We start from the raw sequence: 23622 nt of genomic DNA on the forward strand, positions 1-23622 counted from the left end.
ATATATAAAAGGACCACAGACATGGGAATGGATCTCTCGGGAAAGTCAGAGGATATACAGGCTATTACAGGCGTCGGCGCAGCTCTTATGGACTATATCAGTGCAGAGTCTGAAGCATTTATTGAACATCACCGTATTACTCGGGGAGGAATGACCCTTGTGTCAAATGAAAGAATAGCTGAGCTCCTCGCTGCTACAGAGGGAACGGTACAAAAAAGTCCTGGCGGATCAGCATGCAATACCATAACGGGATATGCAAAACTAGGGGGAGCAGCTTCGTTTGTTGGATCAATTGGAAAAGACTCCACGGGAAGATTACTCACAGAGCATCTCTGCCTCCGTGGTGTTTCACCATGCCTCTTGGAGAAAGATACTCCCACGGGAAGAGTGCTTTCCATAGTAACCCCGGACGGTGAACGGTCTATGCAAACCTTCCTTGGGGCTTCAGCCGATACAGCCCCTGCTGATATTACAGAAAAGATGTTTAGCTCTTGTGGACTTGTACATATCGAAGGGTATCTCTTTTTTAACCGAGATCTCATTATTTCCGTAGCAGAAGCAGCCCGTCGGAAAAATCGACTTATTTCACTTGATCTAGCAAGTTTTACCGTTGTAGAATCAGATAGAGAGGCCTTCCAATACTTTGTTCGTACCTATGTTGATATTGTCTTTGCCAATGAAGAAGAAGCACGTGCCTACACTGGCGCAAAAGATGACGAAGCAGCCGTACGATCCCTATCAGAAGACACCACCATCGCAGTAGTAAAGCAGGGAAGCCGAGGGAGTCTCATTTTCACTCAGGAAACCCTCTACGATATTCCTCCTGTTACGATGTCACACGCTCCGGTTGATACCACCGGTGCAGGAGATCTCTGGGCTGCCGGTTTTCTCTATGCGTATTTGCATGGGGCATCAATTGATACAGCGGGAAGGCTTGGTTCTCTCTGTGGATATGAAGTATGTCAAGTACAAGGGGCGCAAATTCCTGAAGAGAAATGGGAGTACATTCGTCGAGAGTGGCGCGCTCTTCAAGGCGCTTAAGTATCTCCGTTCTCTTCAAGCATGGTAAGGTTCTCCTTCATGAGACGGATCACCGTACTAAACTTCTTCTCGTTCTCTGGGTCAATTTCTAAGAGCTTCTCATGAGAGTCTATCATAAGCTTTGCCATGTTAAGCTCGTTTTGCACCCCCGTATTTTCAACAGTGGTGAAATTCTCCGTAGAAACTTCAAGAGTATTTACCATTTTGAATACACGAGAAAACCCAATATCCTCAAGTATCTTTTGTATATCGCTTCCTTGTTTATACACAATAACCGGCTGGGGAGAGTCTTTTTTATTAATCTGATACAGAGCAATTCGTGCAAGCAAGCCGAGATCAGTGCTGTCAATGTAGGTACAATCACGCATATCAATCACGATATTATTAACTTCAGTTTTCGTTGAAAGTTCATCAATAAACTGTTCAAAGCTTGGTGCAACCGTGGCATACTTAATTGCACCGGAAAGCTTTATGACACATCCGGTTTTATCAAGAAAGGCATAGGAGATATTGGCTTCACTCATGGTGAGTACCCTTTCACTTCATCTTCTGTAATAGTATACGTTTTTTTGCAATATTCGCATTGAATTTCTACACAAGTATCACGATCAAAGATATCCGCAATTTCTGAAGATGGGAGTTGAGCAATTCGTTTAATCGATTTCTTTCTGTTACAAAGACATGAGTAGGTAACAGGTCTGGCTCCAAGTATGGTATACGGAACGGTTCCAAATATTTGACTGGTAAGCTCTTCCACTCCTGCACCTTGTCGTAACAGCTCTGTTACAGGAGGAAGTTTTTCTATAAACTCACTGATACTTTCTATTTCATCAGGGGCAACACGTCCTCCCTCGTTGGGAAGTGCTTGTACAAGGAACCCACCTGCTGCCTCCAAAGAAACTCCATCCACATCGGGTATTACCCCAACGGATACTGCCGATGGAATCTGTTCCGACTCTGTTAGATAGTGCGCAAGATCATCCCCAATCTCACCGGACTGAAGGGCTACACTACCCCGGTATGGTGTTTTAAGTCCCATGTCTTTTACCACAGAGAGTATTCCAGGAACGCCCAAGGAGGTACGAATCTGTTCATCCACGGCCGTCATGGAATTAAAGTCAAGGGAGTCGTTGTGAACAACCCCTCTGATATGCCCCTGTGCATCACCCTCTGTAACTATTTTACCGAGTGGCCCAGCACCTTCAAAAACCAGCCCCACTCGCTGTCCCGTTTTCATGGTACTTCCCATAAGGGCTGCAGCTGTGAGGGCCCTTCCCAGCATTATTCCTGAGAGAGTCGCAGGTTTTTGTTCCGCAAAGAGAGTGGTAATAGGGTCTGTTGTGTTTGCCACAATACAACGAACACCCCCCGATTGAGAGATGCTCGTAAGAAGTGTTCCTGCCATTTTAGAGATAATCCTGAGGAAGTTTTCTTACTGCTCCCATATCGGCAGATTGCGCGAAATATCCGTAGAGTTTTAAGGAGTCAGAGATCTTCCGTTCGCGCACCGGACGAAACGCTTCATCTCCCTTGGCGTCCTCTTCAGTACGGCGTTTTTGAAGCTCCTCCGCTGAAACATCAAGGGAGATGCGTCTCTCTTCAATGGATATTGAAATAGTATCTCCATCACGAATAAGAGCAATCGCACCACCTGAAACCGCTTCGGGAGAAATATGGCCAATAGAAAGTCCAGATGTACCGCCGGAAAAGCGTCCATCAGTTATGAGTGCACATTTCGACCCAAGCTGTTTTCCCTTTAAAAAAGAAGTGGGATAGAGCATCTCCTGCATACCGGGCCCCCCAGCAGGTCCTTCATACCGAATAACAACCACATCTCCTGCAGACACCTTGTCATCAAGAATAGCCTCACAAGCAAGATCTTGGGAGTCAAAGACACGAGCTGTCCCAGAAAAGGTATAGATGGATTCATCCACACCGGCAGTTTTAACAACACATCCCTTTTCTGCAATATTGCCGAAAAGAACCGCTAAGCCACCTTCTTTTGTATACGCATGCTCTACACTCCGAATACATCCATTTTCGCGGTCTTTATCAAGGCTTTCATAATAGGAATCTTGTGATGCCATGGTCCGGGAAACGGCTCCAGCAGGAGCTGCACTATATATTGCAAGGGCCTCATCAGAAACGGTATCACGCATAATATCGTAGGCATCTAAGGCTTCTGACAAGCTCATGCGATCTACTCGGGATGTGGTTCCATCTATAAGGCCGGCACGATCCAGCTCACCTAAAATACCCATGATACCTCCGGCTCGATTCACATCTTCCATATGATATATGGGAGAATTGGGAGCTACTTTACTCAGACATGGCACCTTTCGTGAAAGACGATCCATATCTTTCATGGTATAATCAACCCCAGCACTTTGGGCCATGGCAAGAAGATGTAGAACCGTATTTGTCGATCCTCCCATGGCAATATCGAGGGCCATGGCATTTTCAAAAGAAGTACGTGTCGCAATATTTCGTGGTAATACACTGGTATCACCTTCAAAATAGTATGCCTTGGCATTTTCAACAATTTGCCGAGCGCCCTTGTCGAGATACTCTCTTCTTTTTTTATGAGTTGCCACTACCGTTGCCTGTCCAGGCAGGGCAAGTCCGATAGCTTCTGTAAGGGAATTCATTGAATTCGCTGTAAACATACCAGAGCAGGACCCGCACGTAGGGCAGGCATTGGCTTCAATCTCTTTGAGCTCTTCTTCAGATACTGAAGCATCAGCACCACTGACAATTGCATCCACGAGATCAAGCTTTCGTTCTCCTGAACGCCCCGCCTCCATGGGACCACCGGATACAAAGATGGTAGGAATATTTAATCGCATGGCTGCCATCAGCATTCCCGGCACGATCTTGTCACAATTGGGAATACAGATAAGAGCATCTGCGCAATGAGCATTTGCCATGTACTCAACGGAGTCGGCGATAAGCTCTCGAGAAGGCAGGGAGTACAGCATTCCGCCATGCCCCATGGAAATGCCATCATCCACAGCAATGGTGTTAAATTCTGCGGCAAAACAACCAAGTTTTTCAATCTCTTTTTTTACATATTGCCCAACCTCATGCAAGTGAACATGGCCAGGCACAAATTGTGTAAAGGAGTTTGCTATGGCAATAACCGGTTTCCCCATTTGAGAATCTTTCATCCCGTTTGCACGCATAAGACTACGCGCCCCGGCCATTTTTCGTCCTTTCAAAATGGTATCGCTTCGTAATGTAAAGCCCATAAAAGCTCCTTGTTTTCGTAGATATTCGTTGTAGAGTAATATAATTATTTATTCAGTAAACCTGTTTATTAGCCAAGAAAAAGATAGATTGCCAAGATAAGCATAACTGCTGCAATAAGAAACTTTAAGAGCACCATATTTCCCTGGGTTCGTTGTGCAAGACTGCTCCAGGTCATTCCTTTGTATGTGGCGATCATAACCAGCTGTAAGGGGACAATAAACAGGAAGTTGTAGTAGGCGAGATACGCATACCCCTGTACACGATATTCCTCATGCGTCGGTAGGGCGCGCAGTATGGGAAGATAGGTTTGCGCTGTACACATGGTTTCGAAAAGGGTTACAAAGAAACCTGTTAAGGCAGCACCGATAAACAAATTGCGTCCTTGCAGATGCTTTTTGATAGCTCGGTGAATTTTCTGTTTGAGTGAGTTTGAAAGTTGTAATTTTATCTGGCCAATATCCCTCGTTCGGTGAAATACCATCCCATCCCGAATAGAAAGAGCAGCAATTGTGAGGCATAACACGATGGCTGTCCAACGAATCATCTCTGATATGAGATGAAATTGGTCAAAAAAACGAAGTGCATGAAATGCTCCTAAGCCTATAAAAAAGTATGTAATATAGACAGCCAGTACATAGGTTTGTCCCACAAGGAACATCTGTTTGAAAGAAAGCTTTTGCGTTGCAAGAAATGAAATAAGAAAGATCATTGTGGCAATAGCACAGGGGTTTACACCGTCAGCAAGCCCGGCAAGGGTTACAAGCCAAAAGGAGAGCCCCCGATACGCATCACCAAGTACATCATCCCTGGAGGAGAAAGATATGCCCTGGTGATTTGTAAGGAAGTGGTGAGTTTCAGGCTGTTCTATTTTTTCGGAAATAAGCTGAGCTGCTTTTATTTCAACATCCTGAAAACCGAGGAGAAAGGTATCTGCCACAAAAAGCGCAATGGGATGTCCCTCGTCAATAGCATGAATCCTTTCAAATCGCAGAAGTGTCTGTAGGGCGGTGTCCCTCTGGAGATCATGGTCTATAAAATGAATATCTTCATCATGTTTTTTCACAAGGGGGAGAAGTACGGTTTGTTTAATGCGATGACAATCCCTACAAGTGGCATCTCCAAAGAAGTGAACCGGCATTTTATCCTGCGGTACCTCTTCACCTATCAAGGAAGGAGAAAAAAACATGAAAAGGAAGAGTAGTAAGACGGAGATTTTCATGGGAGACCTCGTATTTCTTTCATAGAAACAGCATTGGTAATATATATTGTGCAGGCATGCTATTTCTCTCGATCATGCAGGGAATTTGCATTTTGCTTAAAACGGGTACTATTTTTGTCATAGAAAAGTAAGTTTCATAACAGTCGGAGGAAAAAATGTTGAAAGCCTGTATACTTCTATTGCTTTGTTCCACCCTTGCCTTTGCAAGTCGTCGTCAGCAGATCCGAACCTTGCAAACACGAGTGAGTGAACAAGAAGATACGATCTCAAAATTGCGACGGGAGAATGCCGATCTTACAGCTGATCTTGAGGAATACAAGCAATCTGCCGAAGAAGCCCGACGGTTACGTGAAGCAAAATTGACTCTTGAAAGCGAACTTGAAATACTGCAAGATGATAAGGAAGACAGCATACGCTATTACAGCCGTCTTACAGATAGCCTTCAGCAGATGCTGATGCGTTCATCGGGGGAAACCTCGCGTCCTCGAGAGTCTACGGAGACCCCACGGGAGACCTTTCCCATCACGGCAAATCTTCTGAGCAAACGTCACCACGATGATCAAAATATTGCTGCCAATATTGTATTTACCAATAACTCAGCAACTCATTTAGAACGTTTTACAGCGAATGTTGTTTTTTATGATAATTCACGACGACTTCACGAAGTTGTGATTGACGTGAACCAGTCAGTTCGTGCCGGTGAAAACGTGTCGTGGTTTGGTGCAATACCCTATGACCGAAATGATTCTGACCAAGCTCGTTTCTACAATGCAGACCATCGTGATATTGACGTAAAAGTTGAGGTCCGTGAAACCGTTGATAGCCAAGGTCGTGAGCGAAGTTACCGATAAGGAATAAAAAAACATGAGTAATATACGTACAATAACAAGAGCTCTAATTAGTGTTTCAGATAAACGCGATGTGCACACCCTTGCCGCCTTTTTACAGAGCAACGGTGTGGAAATCCTTTCTACCGGGGGCACTTCGCGTGTCTTAGGCGAAGAAGGTATCCCAGTACGTTCTGTAGACTCTTATACAGGACATCCTGAAATCATGGATGGGCGTGTGAAAACATTACATCCTAAAATTCATGGGGGCATCTTGGCAAACCGTGATATTCCCGCTCACCAGGAAGATATGCGCGCGAATTGCATAGAACCTATTGATTTAGTAGTGGTGAATCTCTACCCCTTTGAAAAAACCGTAGCACAAAGAGACGTTTCTTTCGTTGATGCAATTGAAAATATTGATATTGGTGGACCGACAATGGTCCGCAGTTCAGCAAAAAACCATGCCTTTGTGACCATTGTTGTCGATCCTGATGATTACTCCCTCGTGATGGACGAGCTCTCGAAGCATGGAGGCATTACCGAAAAGACCCGACAATACCTTGCTGTAAAAGCCTTTGCCCATACGGCCGCATATGATCGGGCTATTACAGACTATCTTCAGACAGTTATTGAAAAATAAAGGATTACCCTATGGCGTCAAATCTGGTTATTGTGGAGTCCCCAACAAAATGTAAAACCATAGGCCGATACTTGGGAAAAGAGTTTACGGTTATGGCAACCATGGGGCATATCGCCGACTTACCTGTAAAAAAGCTCGGTGTTGATATTGAGAATGATTTTACTCCTGAGTATGTTGTATCCCGAGACAAGAAAAAGGTCGTAAAAGAACTTAAGGAAGAAGTTGCCCATGCTGATACGGTGTTTCTTGCACCGGACCCCGACCGTGAGGGGGAAGCAATTGCTTGGCATGTAGCTCGTGTGTTAAAGTGTGATCCTGAAAAAATAAAACGGATTCAATTTAACGAAATAACGAAAAATGCCATTACCGATGCCATCTCTAATCCACGAACCATCGATATAAACCGGGTAAATGCGCAACAGGCACGGCGCATCTTAGATCGAGTTGTGGGGTATAAAATATCTCCGCTGCTGTGGAAGGTGCTTTATCGGGGGCTTAGTGCTGGACGGGTTCAGTCTGTTGCCTTACGAATTATTTGTGAACGAGAAGATGAGATTCGAGCCTTTGTCCCAGAAGAATATTGGACAATCACCGCACACTGCAGTTTCGATTCAAAAGACTTTCAAGCCCAGCTTCATTCAATAGATGGAAAAAAAGCGTCTTTAAAGAATGAGGAGGAAGCCAAGGCAGTTCTCTCAAGCATAGAGGGCAAATCTCTCTTTGTTGACAAAATTACCAAAAAGGAAAAGCGAAGAAATCCTTATCCTCCATTTATAACAAGTACCTTACAACAAGATGCTGCACGTAAGTATCGCTTTTCTGCATCAAAAACAATGATGGTAGCACAACAACTGTACGAAGGTCTTAGTTTAGGGAAAAAGGGGACCATTGGTCTGATTACGTATATGAGAACTGACTCTGTGCGTATCTCAAACGAAGCTTTGCAACGGGCCAAAGAATTTGTTGATGAGAAATATCCCACGGCGTATCACCTTAAAAAACCACGGCAATTTGGCACCTCAAAAAAGGCACAGGATGCACACGAGGCAATTCGTCCAGCACATATCGCCGGGGACTATTCACCTGAAGCTCTTGAGAAATACCTCAATGCTGACCAGTTAAAACTCTATACGTTGATATGGAACCGTTTTATTGCCTCACAGATGGCTCCTGCGCGAATTAATTCCACCAAAATAGATCTGACAGTTGATAACAAACTCTTTCGTGCCACTGGATCTGTCATCGCCTTTGATGGCTTTCTGCGCATCTATGAGGAGAGCAAAGACTCTGATGGAGATAGTGGGCAGGGTGGTCTTTTACCCGACCTTGTGGAGAAAACGTCCTTACCCCCTAAATCGATAGAGAGTAACCAACATTTTACCAAACCTCCGGCACGATATTCTGAGGCGCTGTTAGTCAATCAGCTTGAAAAATTAGGTATTGGCCGTCCTTCGACATATGCCCAAATTATTAAAACATTGAGTGATAGAAAATATGTTGAGCTTGACAAGCGACGCTTTTTTCCCACAGAGTTGGGGTATAAAGTAAAAGAAATTCTTACAGGAGAGTTTGAGAATATTTTTAATGTTTCTTTCACGGCAGAGATGGAAGAGCGGTTGGATACCGTTGAAACGGGTGAAGTTGACTGGGTCGAGTTGCTGAAATCCTTTTATTCAACCTTTTCAAAGCAGTTGGACAGCGTTCAGGAACATCTCACAGAATTGAAGAAAATGAATCAGGAAGAGACAGACCGCCTTTGTCCACAATGCAAAGAGCATAATTTAATCATTCGCTGGAGCAGAAATGGAAAATTTCTGGCTTGTCCGGGATTTCCTTCTTGTAAATATGCAGAATCCCTTGAACAGGACTATGAGGAAAGTGATGAAATATGTGACAAGTGTGGGTCTCCCATGCGAATTATTAAGCGTGGAGCCGGCCGTTTCCTTGGATGCAGTAACTATCCAACGTGTAAAAATATAAAATCATTCTCCACGGGTGTTCCCTGTCCGGAAGAAGGATGTGATGGTGATGTTGTCGAACGATCTTCCCGTCGGGGGAAAATATTCTACGGGTGTAGCAAATATCCAGACTGCAAATATGTCTTATGGGATAAACCAGTTGCAAAACCTTGTGAGACCTGTGGATTTGAGCATCTTGTAGAAAAAAACTCGAAGAAAAAAGGAACCTTTTGGCAATGCCCAAAGTGTAAAGCGGAGTATGCAACACATGACGGCGAGTGATGCAAGGGTTGCAATTATAGGGGCGGGGCTTGCAGGAAGTGAAGCCGCCCTTGTTTTAGCCGAGTATGGAATCTCTGTAGATCTTTTTGAAATGCGCCCTCATACCATGACAGAGGCTCATACCAGTAGTAAGCCGGCTGAGTTGGTTTGCTCTAACTCTCTCAAGTCAATGGAGCTTCCTTCGGCCCACGCCTTGTTAAAGGAGGAGCTATCTCTTCTGGAAAGTCCTCTCTTAGAGATAGCGAAGATGTCTGCTGTTCCTGCGGGATCGGCCCTCGCAGTTGATCGGTCTCTCTTTAGCGCTCGTGTGGAAGAGCGAATTCGAGCATCCTCAAAAATTACTCTTCATAGGAAAGAAATACAACGGCTTCCGAAGGGGTATGACTATACACTGATCGCAACGGGCCCCCTTACATCGTCTTCATTCTCAGACTATTTACAAGAGCTCTTTGCCAGAGATAACTTTAATTTTTATGATGCCATCGCTCCCATAATAGATGCTGAATCAATCGACATGTCGAAAGCCTTTTCGGCTTCGCGCTGGAGTGATGGACCGGGTGATTATATAAATTGTCCCTTTACAAAAAAAGAGTATGACCAATTTTATTCAGCACTCTTAGAGGCTGACGAGGTAAAACGCCATAGCTTTGAAGATGCGGCCTTCTTTGAAGCCTGTCTCCCCATAGAGGTGGTTGCACGACGTGGCTATGATACGCTTCGTTTTGGAATGATGAAACCTGTTGGTCTTGATCACCCCAAAACCGGAGAAAAGTTTTTTGCCGTGTGTCAACTGCGACAAGAAAATGTGCATGGAACAGCCTATAATATGGTGGGGTTTCAGACGCGCATGACCTTTGGCGAACAGGACCGTGTTCTTCGGATGATACCTGGATTAGAAGAAGCTGAATTTCTTCGGCATGGAACGATTCATCGTAACAGCTACCTCAATTCCCCAGATTTGCTTCAAAGAGATCTCTCATTCTTGGAATATCCGAATCTCTTCTTGGCTGGCCAATTAACGGGGAATGAGGGCTATACAGAAAGTATTTGCACGGGGCACTGCGCGGCGCAATCCATTGCAGGACGTATACATAACTATTCCCTTGATTTTCCTGGTAATGTAACTGCCATAGGAGGGGTGCTGGATCATATCACAACACCACCCTTGAAAGGTCGATACACTCCAACAAATATCAATTTTTCTCTCTTGGCTCCTCCAGGAAAAAAAATGAGAAAAGCGCAACGAAAAGCCTTTTATTGTGACCGTTCTCTCAAAGAGATGACTGTATGGAAACATGAACATGGATCTTTTTTCAAATTACGAAACCACCGATGAACTTACTTGTTACAGCATATACGGTATGATATAATAGTACTAACCGTAGAGATTACTAAATGAGGCAATGATATGAAACGACTTCTTCCTCTTGCGCTGCTCTGTATGTTTTCTGGTTCCTTGTTAGCATCCTTTGACATGGATAAATTACAGCAGCCACCACGTAGTGTTTCTCAAGATTCTGCCCCTGTAGATGCCACTTCTACTGTATCAGATACCCCGGAAGAGATCCCCATGCCAATTCTTATGGGCCGGATACTCTTTTCCCTGTCCCTTATCACGATTCTTATTGTTCTCCTTGTGTGGGGCCTTAAAAAAAGTCAACTATTTCAAAAAAGGGGTAATGAACAAACACCCAGTTTTGAAATTCTTGAGCAGATAAAAACAGGATCACAGGGACAGTCGGTGCTTCTTCTTCGATTCGAGCAGGAGGTGTTTCTTTTAGGGCAAACAGAGGGAAGTATGCATGTTTTACAGCATAAAAGCGGGGATACAGCCAAAGAAATTATTGCAGATAAGCGGGGAAGTGATACGGTTGGTCAATTTCAAACAAGCCTGAATCGTTTTGTAGATTCTCTGAGGAGCAATACACCCAATGAAGGCTAAAACCCTATTCCTATTCACTCTTATCATAAGTATCCCCCTTGGTGTGGTATGTGCTAATCCGACGCTACCATCACTCTCACTTTCCATGGGTACAACAGAGAATCCTCAAGATGTGGCTGATGTTTTACAGGTTGTCTTTCTCATCACAATACTTTCTATTGCCCCCTCTATTCTTATCATGACTACCTCCTTTGTACGAATTATTATCGTCTTCTCTTTTATTCGGCGAGCCCTTGGGCTTAATACCATGCCTCCCGATCAAATCCTCGTTGGACTTGCGCTTTTCCTCACTTTTTTTATTATGGCTCCGGTTTTCACCGAAATGAACGACTCTGCTTTGCAACCATATCTTGCAGAGGAAATATCGTGGGAAGACGGCCTTGATCGCGCCGCAGAACCTCTGAAAGCCTTTATGCTCCGACAAGTAAACGAACAGGATGTTGCTCTTCTTTTACATATTTCTGAAACTGAGATACCTGAACAGGCCGAAGATCTCAGTCTCACTATTCTAATTCCAGCTTTTATGATAAGTGAGCTAAAAACAGCATTTATTATTGGATTTATTATCTTTATACCCTTTCTTGTTATTGACATGATTGTTGCTTCGGTACTCATGTCCATGGGTATGATGATGCTTCCGCCGGTTATGATATCTCTTCCATTTAAGGTGATTCTATTTGTGTTAATTGATGGCTGGAATCTCATTGTACGAGAGTTGGTAATTTCATTTTTCTGAAAAGGTGTAAACAATGACTGTTACACAGGTAATACAAGTTGGTGTGGAAGCCGTTATCCTCGTGCTCCTCGTTACAGGTCCTCTTCTTATGGCTGCCTTAGTAGTTGGTATTATGGTTGGGGTTTTCCAGGCTGTTACTCAAATTAATGAAATGACCCTCACCTTTGTACCTAAAATTGTGGCAGTTTTCGGTATACTTATTCTTTTATTACCTTGGATGATTACCAAAATTGTTGAATTTGTCTATCAGCTTTTTAGTCGTATTCCAGAGTTTATCGCGTAGGTACATGGTATGCCCGAACTCACCATTATGGAGATTCAGGTATTTCTCTTAGCCTTTATTCGCATCACCATTTTTTTACACTTTATGCCCCTCTTTGACCAAAGCTTTATTCCCGTACAAGTTCGAGCTGGTCTCGCCTTTTTTCTCGTTGTTATTCTTTTTAACTCAATATACACCGTTGCTGATCTCCCCCTTGTGTCTTCCCTGTGGGAATTTGCCGGTATTGTTATTCGAGAAATGATTCTCGGTATGTTGGTGGGCTACCTGTTCCGTTCTCTCTTTGCAGCGGTAAGTTTTGCCGGTAGAGTCGTTGATATGCAGCTCGGTTTTGCCATGCTGCAAATTCCCGATCCTATTTTAGAAGGAGAGCAGACCTCCGCTACGGGAATGCTCCAGCTACTGGTTTTTGCCCTCGTTTTTCTGATTTCTCAAGGGCACTACTACCTTTTTCTTGCCATAGAACACTCCTTTCATATTATTCCTCCAGGGGAGATTGTCATGGCTGGAGACACCCTGTTTCAAATAGCTCTATTTACCATTGTTGCCCTTACCGAAATGGCGTTACGCTTAGCGCTTCCCCTTATGGCTATTCTCATGATCACCTCTATGACCCTTGGGGTTGTTGCCAAAACAATGCCTCAAATGAATGTATTTTTCGTGGGAATGCCCTTAAAAATTCTCATAGGCTTTTCAGTTCTTGTGGTATTACTTCCCATATTGACACAAATATTTCAACAGCTGTATATGCAGTTGTATCGTGATATTTGGGGGCTATTAAATCAACTGGGAGGGAGGTAAGCTGTGCCAAAAGAAGGTGAAGGCGGCGAAAAGACGGAAACCCCGAGTGCAAAGAAACGTCGAGAAACCCGAGAAGAAGGCAATGTTGCAAAAAGTCAAGAGATAGGCCACGTATTTGTCTTACTTGCCGGGACCGTTTTTCTCCGGCTGTATCTGCCAGAGGTATACACGCTGATCACAAACTTTATGCACCATACCTTTTCACAGGTACATGCGTATACGATCTCTTCGGTATTACGCGAAGCAAATTATATTCCTCTCTTTATTGAATCACTCTATGTATTTTTTCGAGCAGCCCTTCCTATTGCACTCATCATACTCGTAAGCGGTGTTATTTCAAATCTCATACAAGTGGGATTTCTCTTTACACTAAAACCACTTCAACCAAAGCTTTCGAAGATCAACCCTCTTAAGGGGCTTGCAAAGTTTTTCTCTCCTCGATCTCTCGTGGATACGGCAAAGAATATTTTAAAATTAATAATTATTACCAGCGTTGCCGTTAGTACCATTCGTGGAGTTTTTGATACCTTTTATTCACTCTCGTATGCATCTTTTGGCGATGCTTTAACTGAAATTCTTCTTATAGCATATACTGTAACGATCCGCATTGTCATTACCTTAATTATTATTGCACTCATTGACTATGCCTATCAGCGATATGAGCACGAACAAAACATAAAAATGACAAAACAGGAGGTGAAAGAAGAGAATAAGCAACAGGAGGGTGATCCCGAAGTAAAAAAACGAATCCGCCGACTACAACAAGAAGCTGCCAGCCGCCGTATGATGGATGCTGTACCTGAGGCTACAGTGGTCGTTACCAACCCCACCCATATCTCTGTAGCATTGAAATATAACGATCAAATGGAAATACCAATTGTCGTAGCCTCTGGAGCAGATCATATGGCACTTAAGATTAGAGAAATTGCGCGTGAGCATTCCATCCCTCTTGTGGAAGATGTTCCCCTTGCGCGGGGGCTCTATGGAACAACTGAGCCGGGGCAGGAAATCCCCGTTGAGTTTTTTGATGCCGTGGCAGAAACCTTGGCCTATGTATATAAACTACAAGGAACGATATAGATGATTATTGATACGTATGAAACCTTTCTATGGGATTTCAACGGAACGATTATTGATGACGTATGGCTCTGTTATGAAATTTACCAGGTCCAGCAAAGAAAATATAACCTCCGTCTGCTTTCACTTGAGGAATACCGATTTTATTTTACTTTTCCGGTGCAAGATTTTTATACATTCGCCGGCTTTACAGGTACAAAGAAAACCTTTACTCGCTTAGCAGGGGAGTTCATTGCGCTCTACAGAGAAAAACGCACAGAGTGTCAGCTTCATGAAGGTGTTCAATCTGTATTGCAGGAAATTCAAAACCAGCAGAAAACATCACGTATTATTTCAGCATACAACAGGAAAGAGCTAGAGGCTACCTTAGAAGAGTTTGGTATTCGGCAATACTTTTCCACCGTTCATGGGCTTGAATCTCAGACATCAGGATCTAAAATTGAAATGGCACGCGAGCTTTGTGACGTACACAATTGTGCACCAGAGAAAACCGTATTACTGGGAGATACGGTGCACGACTATGAAGTTGCTTGTGACTTAGGTATCTCTGCGGTATTAACGACAAAGGGGCATAATAGTCGTGAACGACTTATCCGCGATTGTCCAAAAGCCCGTATTGTGGAAAGTATATGTCACATGGATTAAAGGACCATTTTTACGGAGGGATGCTCCTTGAGGAGGTCGAAGTAGGCATACCGCTCTTTTTCACTGGCTACAATGAGCGTAATCTTAAGAGCTGCATATTTTGAAGTTGTGTTAGTCTCTTCAAGGGTGTAATTTGTATTGCCCAGTAATTGTTCTATCTCAGTTGCAAGAGATGCGCCTTTTTTTCCAATAATTCTATATTGCCATGATGTGGGATAGTGTATATCCGGTTTTTCCATTACTCCTCCATAAAAAAAGGAGAGAGTAGTGTACTCTCTCCACGGTGTTCATAGTGAGAACGTTTTAGCGATACGATCTAAGCTTACGACGCTCTTCACGTAGTCTTTTTCGCTCACGGGCATTCTTTTTTCTCTTAAGTTCCGCGCTTGGTTTTTCGTAGCGACGGTGACGCTTTACGTCGGAGAGTACACCGGCACGTTCACAAATTTTAGTGAATCGCTTTACTGCCTTTTCAAACTTTTCGTTATCCCGTACAACAATTCCGTTCATTATCTTTTACACCCACTTTCTCATGCTTTAAATTCTCAGTGGCTGTAAAATATATTGAGATCGGTTTCTTATGCAAACTTTATTAGAGAATACCCAAGGATCGTAGCGACTGCTTGCTCAACCCGTAAAATCCGTTCCCCTAATGAAACTCCTAAGAGATCGGCGTTTCCCAACAGCTCATACTCAAAATCAGTAAAACCACCCTCAGGGCCAACCATATATAAAACGGGTATTTGAGAGGGGGAGAGGGTATGGACAGTGTCGCGTGGATGAAAGAGGAACCCCTCTTTTCCTTTTAAGAGCCGAGGCAGCACATCCTCAGCAAAGGGGCGAAAACGGGGATAAGTGGAAATACGGGGAGGTACGGTATCTCCTGCTTGCGATAACGCATCACGGAGCAATTTTCCTGTTTTTTCTTCACCCAAAACAGGGCTGTGCCAGTAACTTTTTTCAACCTTCCGTGAGTGAAAAAAAACAAGCTCAGATACACCGAGAACAGTTGCATCATAGACAACTTTCTTATATGTTTGTGGGCGTGGCAAAGCAACGCAGAGAGTAATTGGCAATTTACGTGGTAAGGGCTTTTCTTGTTCCATCACTGTTAAAATAATTTCCTGATCGGAACAGACTGCTACCACTCCTGTATGACGCTTTCCATGGAGTACGCCTACGCGTAAGGTGTCTCCTACTGAAACACGCAATACATGACGCATGTGCTTGTACCGGTAATCTCCGCGAGGAATAGAAACAGTATTACGTGAGCAATAGTCTTGATTTGTCAGTAGAATAATATTCATGGATATAAAAGTGGCGGAGAGGAAAGGATTCGAACCTTCGGTAGGGAAAGAACCCTACAATGGTTTAGCAAACCACCGCCTTCAGCCACTCGGCCACCTCTCCGCAGTATCAAAGTCGTCACAAATATATATAAGGAGCGATAAAAGAGCAAGGGTAATTTATAACTTAATACTTTCGTCGATAAGAAGAATCGGTATATCTTTACGTATCGGGTAGAGTACGGTTCCGTCTTTGCGAATAAGCCCGCCATCAATTCGCTCTTTCACCGTCTCACCTCCACGGTTTTTTATTGCACCGTCACGGATAGAGCGGTTAATTTTACGAACCACATCTCGCTCTGCCAGGAGAAGCTCCTGCTTTGTCTCCGGGCAACAGATAATTTCCAAGAGCTCACTATTCATTTTCGTAATCCTTTCAAAAAAGTCATAGGAAAGATATATCATTGCACCGCGAAGAGCGGAGGGGAAATTCTCTTCGGTATTCTCTAAGCAGAGAAAGAGAAAGGCACGCGCGGACACACTCTGTATTTTCGGAACTTTCTTGTAAAATTTCTCCGCGAGGAGAGAGTATCATGCTCTGCCCTCCAAAATGATAGTTTTGCAAAACTCCGTTCTGATTAGCAGCCACAACATATACTTGATTTTCTATTGCTCGTGCAACGAGAAGACTCCTCCAATGATCAATGCGTTTTGCGGGCCACGCAGCAGATACAAAGAGAATATCACCACTGTAAGAAAAGAGGGTTCGTGTAAGCTCGGGGTACCGAATGTCGTAACAGAGGTGATACCCATATACCGCAGAAGCAGAGGAGTAAAGAGAGATGAAATCTCCCTGTCGGAAAAGGCGTTCTTCACCGGGAAATAGATGAGTTTTACGGTATCGAGGAACAATAGACGTCGCTGAAATCTCGAAAATGGTATTATAAATACCACCGTTTAGGTGCTCAGCTAATCCAAGAGAAACTACAGTGTTGCTACCGCTCAAAATATCCTGAAGGGGAGCAAAAACAGTTTGGCGACAATACGGTTTAACCTGGTCTGCCTGTAGGGTATACCCCGTGTCACTCAATTCAGGGAAAAGTATGAAATCATGGGCTCGTTCTTGTGTAACAATTTCAACGATACGAGAAATATTTTCCTCTATTCGCCCAGGGATAGGGGAAAAGGATACCGCACAAACACGCATCATTAGCTCTCCTGATTACTCAAAATTTCTTCAAAAACTGGATCTACTAATCGGATATCACAGGATACATCGAAGTAATACAAAAGTGAATCCGGCTCTTGTTCTTTGGGAGGTGATTTGCAGAAAACAAAGACTGGTAACTCTGTGGAATACCTATCCTGAAATCGTTTACGGCGTTTCTCAATAGAGGCATGATCTGAAGACTGATACTCACCAGTAGTACAGTAGATACAGAGATGTTCTATACACTCAGCATCCTCAAGGTCATCGGTCGAGTGTAAGATATTCAGCAGTATCCCACGGGAGTGCAGATACGGAAAAATAGGGAAGTATGCCTCCGTTGTCGCAGAACAAACAGAAACCGTTATATCTGATTGTACTGCGGGTGATTTGGTAATCTTTGTATTAAAAAATGAACTATAGAGGGATATTTTACGTTGCACCTCATCAAAAAACTCTTTCCCCAATGCCTGAGGAGAAAACCGAATATACGATAAAAGATCGTGAGGGAGGGGAGTAGTGAAGTGGTCACACTCACTTCCAAACCCACACGCCTTTGCAAGTTTTTCTGCCACAAAGAGAAGTACAGCAAAGGCTTGCTCTTCTGTAAGTTCCCCAGGTTTTGCCTCCCAAAGCGATGCATTATCCGCAAATTCTTTGTTCACCGTCACAGAGAGAGGGATTCCTTCAGTAATATCTGAGGGGAACTTCCACTGTTCAAAGAGTTTTTTGGTAATATCTAAATGGGTTATTAAGGTAAGGCGTCGTTCACTGTCCCAAAAAAGCCCCATCTTTTTTGAGGTCTCTTTTAGGTAGGTAATAAAGAGATCTGGAAAGCATTCATCAAGAAGTATAATACCAAAGCTGTGGAGCAAGCCAGCAAGAAATGCTTCTGACTTGTCAAGATGAGCCATTTTTTTTGCAAGCATGCTGGTTAATATTCCCATGCTAATACAATAGATCCAATATTTCTTACGATCAAACCCAAGGGAATTGGCATCACTTGATAAGGATTTCATAACTTGGATAGACATGGCGATGTTCTTGGTTTCGGAAAAACCGATTCGTACAATCGCATCTTTAATACTATTAATCCGCTGATTATTTCGATTTGCAAAAAAAACCGTATTAGCCATTTTAAGAATATTACTGGCAATTACAGGATCTGCCTCAATCACTTTTGAAAGATCTGCCGCACCACTTTGGGGGTCATTCGATATTTTTAACACGCGCATCACCGTGAAGGGGAATGCCATGATAGTATTAATTTCTTCTAGCATACGGCTAATCTTTTTTGTTGGCAATACTTTTTTATCCAAGAGCATGTCAAGATAGGATGATTCTTCCTTTCCTTCTTTTTTCCACACCAGTTTTTCTGAATTATTCTGTTGGAAAAAATTTTCTATGTACTTCATGGCAAGGGAAAATCGTATGGGGGTTAACAAATATTGCTGTACACCATTTTGGTGTAATGCGCCTACTTCAGGATCAGACAACTTTTTTCCATAGCCAATAATTAAAGTTTTTAGATTTTTAATATTACTGATATTTTTACAAAAATTGATGTGATCGTGGTAGTATCGGGGAAAACGAATCAGAACAATATCAGGTTTAAATTGAACCGCATTGATGTAGGAGCTTCGGTCCGGCTCTGCGTCAACGGTATCAAAACCGAGTTGCTCAAAGGCCATTAGAAGAATCCGTTTTTCGCGCTCATTATCAGATATTATAAGAATGGATGGCATGGCACACCTTTAAGTTTACATAATATATATTATGCGACATTCTATGTTGTATTCTATCTTCATTATACCATAGATGTATCATGAATACCACACTTACAGTAATAACAAGGAACTTCGCACAATATCAGCACCAAGGAGCAGTTCAAAGATTGATTCAATTGTAATGAGTGCGGGATTATTCAGCACATTTTTTTTAAAGCGCATGGAGATAATATAAATTCCAAGAAATATGTAACCATAGATGTTGAATCGTTCGACCGGAGAAAAAATTAAAAGCGGAAGAAGGGCCAACTGCGAAGAAGAAAAAAGAAGATATCTTTTCTCAAGAGGCGTCAAGGTCTGGACAATTTTTTCTTTCTCCGCATCTTCTTCCTGCTCTTCCATACGGCTCATTTTATTTGCAAAGGCGGATATTTTGGCAGGAAAAGTAATTACAATAGCTGAGGAGATCATTGAAAAAATACTAAAAAGTATCAGTAGATATAACATAATCTCCCCCTTTATCCTACAATGCTCGATGTCCAATGTCTGTACGATACTGCATGCCAGAAAACTTAATTTCAGAAACCCCTGCATAGGCACGATCTACTGCTTCTTGAAGCGTTTTGCCCGTGCCTGTGACGGTTAATACGCGCCCTCCGTTTGTGATAAATCGTCCTTCCGCATCGGTGGTTATTCCTGCAAAATAGACCTGGACATTATCCTGTGCATTCGCTCTTTCAATTCCATCGATAACCTGCCCTGGATCAGAGCTTTCCGGGTACCCCTTGGAAGCAACTACAACGGTAGCACAATACTCTGCACGTATGGAAAAAGAGACCTCTTCTACCCCACCAGTGGCGGCGGTATGAAAAAGGGTATACCAGTCGCAGTCTACAAGAGGAAGTACCGCTTCTGTTTCGGGATCTCCAAAGCGACAGTTATACTCAACCACCTGTGGACCATCTTCTGTAAGCATCAGACCAACATATAGTAACCCAGTGTAGGGACAACCTTCTGCAGTCATAGCTGAAAGTGTTGGTGCAATGATCTTTTTTTCTATATCAGCAAGCATATCCGAAGAGATTAGCTCTGCCGGGGCATAGGCCCCCATCCCTCCAGTGTTCGGCCCTGTATCGCCATCAAATATGCGCTTATGATCTTGCGACACAGGAAGGATCTTATAAGAATCACCATCTGTTATCACAAATACTGATGCTTCTTCACCATACATCATATCTTCTATAACCACTGTTTCACCGGCAGAACCAAAGGCGTTTGTATCAAAAACCACCGTGAGGGCCTGCTCAATCTCTTCCATGGTATCACAAACCATGGCCCCCTTTCCCGCTGCAAGGCCACTTACTTTTACTACGAGAGGAGCCCCTTTTTTTTGTACATACGAAAGAGCGCTTTGTTTATCGGAAAAAGCCTTCCAGGGTGCGGTGGGGATATGGTATTTTTCCATGAGCTCCTTGGAGAACAACTTGCTCCCCTCAAGACGTGCAGCTGCTTTAGAAGGACCAAATACAGGGATATTTTTACCGACAAAAAGATCTTTGATCCCCTCAACCAAGGGTTGTTCTGGGCCGATTATTGCGAGACCTATTCCTTTTTTTTGCGACCACTCTGCAAGTTCCTCCCAGTTTCGAACCTCCTTTGGTACGGCCAAAGCTCCTTCACGCACCGCCCCTTCATTACGAGGATAAATATAGACATCAGGTGCTGTATCTGATTTAAGAAGTGCTGTGCAGAGCGCATGCTCCCTGCCACCATTGCCAACAACAAGAACAGAGGCTGTATTCATTATGTCTCCTTACTACTCAAATGATCTCGAAGCAATTGTTTCATAAGCATTTCATACTCAATATTTTGTTCTACCTGTTCGGCATCACACGAAATACTTGATACAATATATGTTTTTCCACGTAAGGCCTCCGACTTGATTCGTTCGTACACAGTATAAAGACTGCGTGAATCAGTCATGGGGAGTATAAACAGGGTAATCTCCTTATTTCGTACCATTATCCGTCCAAGAATATCTAAGGTACGGAGACGGTCGCGTAGTTCCTCCACCAGCTGTTGTGCAGAAACAACTTCCGCATGATCGGAAACCGCAATAATTGAAAAAGGATGAGCATATCGTTGATACTCATCGATGTAACGCTTAATAAAAAAAATGGTGAGCCGGGGAGAAAGAAGATCGGGCTGTTGTGACATGGCGGAAGGCTTGCTTTGTGCCCCAACCTTTTGGAGAGCTTTCTCTACTTCTTCAACACTCATATTCCACTTCTGAGCATAGGTGGCTATTCCTTTTTTATACCGCTCTACATCTTGGGTTTTATCAAGGACCATGAGAAGTTTCTCAGAAAGATCTTCAACGCTCATGGAATCGGTTTGTGAAATGGTTGAAACAAGCCACTCCTCACGCATTTTTCTCAGAGTTTCAGGATATCGCTTTTTCATTTTTTCAGCCACACTCGAATAGAGCTTTGTGTCGTGTATATCATTCTTCAACTGACCCAGAAGACGATTTTCTATAGTAGATACAACCGTATCAAGAGAGCCGGGGCCATCTTTTGGGGATACCTCTTGCGCAACCATTTTCTCACCAGCTGCTTCAATGATATTTGCAATATATTCCGAAAGATGTTCTGAGTTGGTCATTGAGTCAAGCTCTGCTGATTGCACAAGAAGCTTCAGAGATTCCTCAGGATTTTGCGCAATTGCTTGTGCTAACTCATCTCGGTCAACACCAAATTCTTCAGCCGTTTTAAACAACTCCTCAGCCCCCTGTTCACCACGGGTATGACTCTCAATGTGTTCAAGCACAGAGGCATAAAAGGTTGGTGAAATATCATCCTGAGAAAGTTCGTTTTTTAAGAACGGAACCAATCGCTTAACCTCTGTTGCCGATGATGTCAAACGCTTTAGAAGAAAGGCCACCTGTTGTGGTGTATTGCTACCACTGCGATATTCATCACGCAGTAATTGAGCCATGGTTTGTAGGGTCTGCTTTTCTTGTGGAGTTAGGGGCTCATCTTTAAGCGTGTTTATTCCGGAAATCGCCTGCTCTTCCTGCTGCTTTCGTGCCGACATCTCCACAATATGGCTGAAGGCAGAATCTTCTTCTTGAGATGAAAGAGGGGGCTCCGACGCAGAATTAGGTACGGTATTCACTTGGGTAAAAAGAGAGTTTGCACCGAGGATAAACTGTTTTTCGAGTTCCGCATCATCAATGCCCTGAGAAGCCCCCTCCTCTACCACTGCTTGGTCTGCCCGTACTTCTTGTAGTGTCACATAATTAATAAGCATTGAAGAAATGTGTGCTTGTTCTAAAAGCGTAATCAAGTGGTTTGCCTCTTGGCCTTCCAAAACGGCAGTTTGATATAGTTTACCAAAATAGGCAACCTGCTTTGCCGTAACTCCCCTGCAGAATGAAAGCGACTCAATATGACATTTCGTAAACTGCTGTATTGTCCGTTTAGTATTTAAGTGTGAATCAACACAGACGCGATTAATATAAAAGGACTCCCCATTCTTAAGCAGGGTCACGGTTTCAGACACGTCACTACTGTTTATTAATTCAGCAACTTCAGTAGCGGCTTTCATTAAAGACGGATGTTCCGCACCAAAAAGGACGAGATTATTAAAGAGCAGATTGATTTTTACTGCCACCTGTATTGAAAACTGCTCCATCTCCATTAGGCGTGCTCAGAAAAAGGCGTTAAAAGTTGACAGAACTGATCAGAAGATTCAATTCTCTGGTCAGGGTCAGCGGCAATCGCTTTCAAGAGAACACCTTCGAGTTCTTTGGGTATATCAGTTCGTAACCGAGACAAATGGGGATAAATAAAACTGTCTGGTGACGCTATTTTGCATCGAACCACCTCTTCCGGAGATTTGAGTTGCGTTGGTATCAGCCCAAGAAGTAAGTAGACAAGAGTCATGGCAGTACTGTAAATATCACTTCGATGATCAACATCACCACCCCGCGCCTGTTCCGGAGAAAGATAGAGTGGGCTTCCCACAATAATTGATTCGTGCATACTGTCAACAAGCCCCGGTGCTTTGGCGATACCGAAATCAACAACAAAAAGACGATCGTGCTTTTTCTCAATAATAATATTTGCCGGTTTTATATCTCGATGAACCACGAACTCTTCGTGGGCATAGGAGAGAGCTTTCAGAACGTCACAGATGAGGGCTACAGCTCTTGAAACGGGAATAAAGCGCTTTTGTTTTATAGGATGACGCTTTCTTTTCTGCACCATGGAAACCAGATTGTCCCCTTCAACTAAGTGCATGACTTGGTAATAAAACTCATCTTCCTCCCCCATTTTATATATGGGAATGATATTGGGATGAGTAAGCCCCGCAACAATTTGTGCTTCCATGGAGAAACTATCAATTTCAGATTGCCGTGTCTTAATTTTTGGGAGTATTTTGACAGCCACCCGGCGTTTCAAATCTTCCTGAAAGCCACTAAACACCACCCCTTTTCCACCAGAACCAATAACATCTAAGAGGGTTATCGTGTCAAGTTTTCTGCCGATAAAATCGGTGTAATCAATACTGATATAATCAAATATAGACTTCATACGTTGTACTACCCTTTTGTTGCGTGTATAAAATATATATCACGTCATCGCGCCGAGGACAACGACAGAAAGAAAAAAAACATTCTCACAACGAATGGAGTATC

General features: G+C 43.3%; 25 protein-coding genes and 1 tRNA gene. 11 read left to right on the top strand and 15 right to left on the bottom strand.

What is annotated here, in order from left to right; all coding sequences use genetic code 11:
- Positions 1 to 21: 21 nt before the first annotated feature.
- The gene (locus CALK_RS00510) at positions 22 to 1041 is read left to right on the top strand and encodes an adenosine kinase (RefSeq protein ID WP_022635676.1); all 1020 of its coding nucleotides are present in this window, start codon (positions 22 to 24) and stop codon (positions 1039 to 1041) included.
- Here CALK_RS00510 and CALK_RS00515 read toward each other — a convergent pair.
- The 4 genes from CALK_RS00515 to CALK_RS00530 all read right to left on the bottom strand — a co-directional run bounded on the left by CALK_RS00515 (position 1038) and on the right by CALK_RS00530 (position 5509).
- The gene (locus CALK_RS00515) at positions 1038 to 1565 is read right to left on the bottom strand and encodes an STAS domain-containing protein (RefSeq protein WP_022635677.1); all 528 of its coding nucleotides are present in this window, start codon (positions 1563 to 1565) and stop codon (positions 1038 to 1040) included. The two genes, CALK_RS00510 and CALK_RS00515, sit on opposite strands and share 4 nt — an antisense overlap.
- A complete protein-coding gene (gene hslO, locus CALK_RS00520) occupies positions 1562 to 2446 on the bottom strand; it encodes an Hsp33 family molecular chaperone HslO (RefSeq protein ID WP_022635678.1) in 885 nt (294 codons plus the stop codon). Before hslO ends, CALK_RS00515 begins: the two co-directional genes overlap by 4 nt.
- 1 nt (position 2447) lies before the next feature.
- Positions 2448 to 4289: a dihydroxy-acid dehydratase gene (gene ilvD, locus CALK_RS00525; protein WP_022635679.1), complete on the bottom strand. Its 1842-nt coding sequence runs from the start codon at positions 4287 to 4289 to the stop codon at positions 2448 to 2450.
- Positions 4290 to 4357: 68 nt separating this feature from the next.
- Complete coding sequence (locus CALK_RS00530; protein ID WP_022635680.1) at positions 4358 to 5509, bottom strand: cytochrome c biogenesis CcdA family protein; 1152 nt, start codon at positions 5507 to 5509, stop codon at positions 4358 to 4360.
- Between the two features lie 155 nt (positions 5510 to 5664).
- On the opposite strand from CALK_RS00530, the gene CALK_RS00535 reads away from it, so the two are divergent.
- The 10 genes from CALK_RS00535 (at position 5665) to CALK_RS00580 (ending at position 14700) form a co-directional block, all read left to right on the top strand.
- A complete protein-coding gene (locus CALK_RS00535) occupies positions 5665 to 6360 on the top strand; it encodes a hypothetical protein (protein WP_022635681.1) in 696 nt (231 codons plus the stop codon).
- A 13-nt stretch (positions 6361 to 6373) separates the two neighbouring features.
- Entirely contained in the window at positions 6374 to 6979 is a 606-nt protein-coding gene (locus CALK_RS00540) for an IMP cyclohydrolase (RefSeq protein ID WP_022635682.1), read from the top strand.
- 11 nt (positions 6980 to 6990) lie between these two features.
- Entirely contained in the window at positions 6991 to 9219 is a 2229-nt protein-coding gene (gene topA / locus CALK_RS00545; protein ID WP_022635683.1) for a type I DNA topoisomerase, read from the top strand.
- Complete coding sequence (trmFO, locus tag CALK_RS00550; RefSeq protein ID WP_022635684.1) at positions 9206 to 10555, top strand: methylenetetrahydrofolate--tRNA-(uracil(54)-C(5))-methyltransferase (FADH(2)-oxidizing) TrmFO; 1350 nt, start codon at positions 9206 to 9208, stop codon at positions 10553 to 10555. The genes topA and trmFO overlap by 14 nt, the downstream gene beginning before the upstream one ends.
- A 72-nt stretch (positions 10556 to 10627) precedes the next feature.
- A complete protein-coding gene (locus CALK_RS00555) occupies positions 10628 to 11161 on the top strand; it encodes a flagellar biosynthetic protein FliO (protein WP_022635685.1) in 534 nt (177 codons plus the stop codon).
- Positions 11151 to 11897 (top strand): flagellar type III secretion system pore protein FliP, encoded by a 747-nt coding sequence (gene fliP / locus CALK_RS00560; RefSeq protein ID WP_022635686.1) that lies wholly within the window; start codon positions 11151 to 11153, stop codon positions 11895 to 11897. The genes CALK_RS00555 and fliP overlap by 11 nt, the downstream gene beginning before the upstream one ends.
- Before the next feature lie 13 nt (positions 11898 to 11910).
- Entirely contained in the window at positions 11911 to 12180 is a 270-nt protein-coding gene (gene fliQ / locus CALK_RS00565) for a flagellar biosynthesis protein FliQ (protein ID WP_022635687.1), read from the top strand.
- Between the two features lie 9 nt (positions 12181 to 12189).
- Positions 12190 to 12978 (top strand): flagellar biosynthetic protein FliR, encoded by a 789-nt coding sequence (fliR, locus tag CALK_RS00570; RefSeq protein WP_022635688.1) that lies wholly within the window; start codon positions 12190 to 12192, stop codon positions 12976 to 12978.
- 3 nt (positions 12979 to 12981) lie between these two features.
- Positions 12982 to 14058 (top strand): flagellar biosynthesis protein FlhB, encoded by a 1077-nt coding sequence (flhB, locus tag CALK_RS00575; protein WP_022635689.1) that lies wholly within the window; start codon positions 12982 to 12984, stop codon positions 14056 to 14058.
- On the top strand, positions 14059 to 14700 hold the full coding sequence (locus tag CALK_RS00580; RefSeq protein ID WP_022635690.1) for an HAD family hydrolase: 642 nt from the start codon (positions 14059 to 14061) through the stop codon (positions 14698 to 14700).
- Here the strand turns inward: CALK_RS00580 and CALK_RS00585 are convergent.
- The 11 genes from CALK_RS00585 to CALK_RS00635 all read right to left on the bottom strand — a co-directional run bounded on the left by CALK_RS00585 (position 14697) and on the right by CALK_RS00635 (position 23518).
- On the bottom strand, positions 14697 to 14939 hold the full coding sequence (locus tag CALK_RS00585; protein ID WP_022635691.1) for an HP0495 family protein: 243 nt from the start codon (positions 14937 to 14939) through the stop codon (positions 14697 to 14699). The two genes, CALK_RS00580 and CALK_RS00585, sit on opposite strands and share 4 nt — an antisense overlap.
- Positions 14940 to 15003: 64 nt before the next feature.
- Complete coding sequence (rpsU, locus tag CALK_RS00590) at positions 15004 to 15210, bottom strand: 30S ribosomal protein S21 (RefSeq protein WP_022635692.1); 207 nt, start codon at positions 15208 to 15210, stop codon at positions 15004 to 15006.
- A gap of 68 nt (positions 15211 to 15278) precedes the next feature.
- Positions 15279 to 16007, bottom strand: a complete 729-nt coding sequence (locus tag CALK_RS00595; protein ID WP_034636013.1) for a 16S rRNA (uracil(1498)-N(3))-methyltransferase — start codon at positions 16005 to 16007, stop codon at positions 15279 to 15281.
- A gap of 11 nt (positions 16008 to 16018) precedes the next feature.
- A tRNA-Ser gene (locus CALK_RS00600) sits at positions 16019 to 16110 on the bottom strand.
- A 56-nt stretch (positions 16111 to 16166) separates the two neighbouring features.
- Positions 16167 to 16409, bottom strand: coding sequence for a Trm112 family protein (locus tag CALK_RS00605; RefSeq protein WP_022635694.1), 243 nt, complete (start codon positions 16407 to 16409; stop codon positions 16167 to 16169).
- A 22-nt stretch (positions 16410 to 16431) separates the two neighbouring features.
- Positions 16432 to 17196: a nitrilase-related carbon-nitrogen hydrolase gene (locus tag CALK_RS00610; RefSeq protein WP_022635695.1), complete on the bottom strand. Its 765-nt coding sequence runs from the start codon at positions 17194 to 17196 to the stop codon at positions 16432 to 16434.
- Positions 17196 to 18938 carry a response regulator gene (locus CALK_RS00615; RefSeq protein ID WP_022635696.1) on the bottom strand — a complete coding sequence of 581 codons (1743 nt, stop codon included), beginning with the start codon at positions 18936 to 18938 and terminating at the stop codon, positions 17196 to 17198. Before CALK_RS00615 ends, CALK_RS00610 begins: the two co-directional genes overlap by 1 nt.
- A gap of 93 nt (positions 18939 to 19031) precedes the next feature.
- Entirely contained in the window at positions 19032 to 19427 is a 396-nt protein-coding gene (locus CALK_RS00620; protein WP_022635697.1) for a hypothetical protein, read from the bottom strand.
- Positions 19428 to 19443: 16 nt separating this feature from the next.
- Positions 19444 to 20724: a phosphoribosylamine--glycine ligase gene (gene purD / locus CALK_RS00625; RefSeq protein ID WP_022635698.1), complete on the bottom strand. Its 1281-nt coding sequence runs from the start codon at positions 20722 to 20724 to the stop codon at positions 19444 to 19446.
- Positions 20724 to 22622 (bottom strand): hypothetical protein, encoded by a 1899-nt coding sequence (locus tag CALK_RS00630; protein ID WP_022635699.1) that lies wholly within the window; start codon positions 22620 to 22622, stop codon positions 20724 to 20726. Before CALK_RS00630 ends, purD begins: the two co-directional genes overlap by 1 nt.
- Positions 22622 to 23518, bottom strand: coding sequence for a serine/threonine protein kinase (locus tag CALK_RS00635; RefSeq protein ID WP_022635700.1), 897 nt, complete (start codon positions 23516 to 23518; stop codon positions 22622 to 22624). The genes CALK_RS00630 and CALK_RS00635 overlap by 1 nt, the downstream gene beginning before the upstream one ends.
- Between the last annotated feature and the right edge of the window lie 104 nt (positions 23519 to 23622).

Source organism: Chitinivibrio alkaliphilus ACht1 (genome assembly GCF_000474745.1).
Classification (GTDB): Bacteria; Fibrobacterota; Chitinivibrionia; order Chitinivibrionales; family Chitinivibrionaceae; genus Chitinivibrio; species Chitinivibrio alkaliphilus.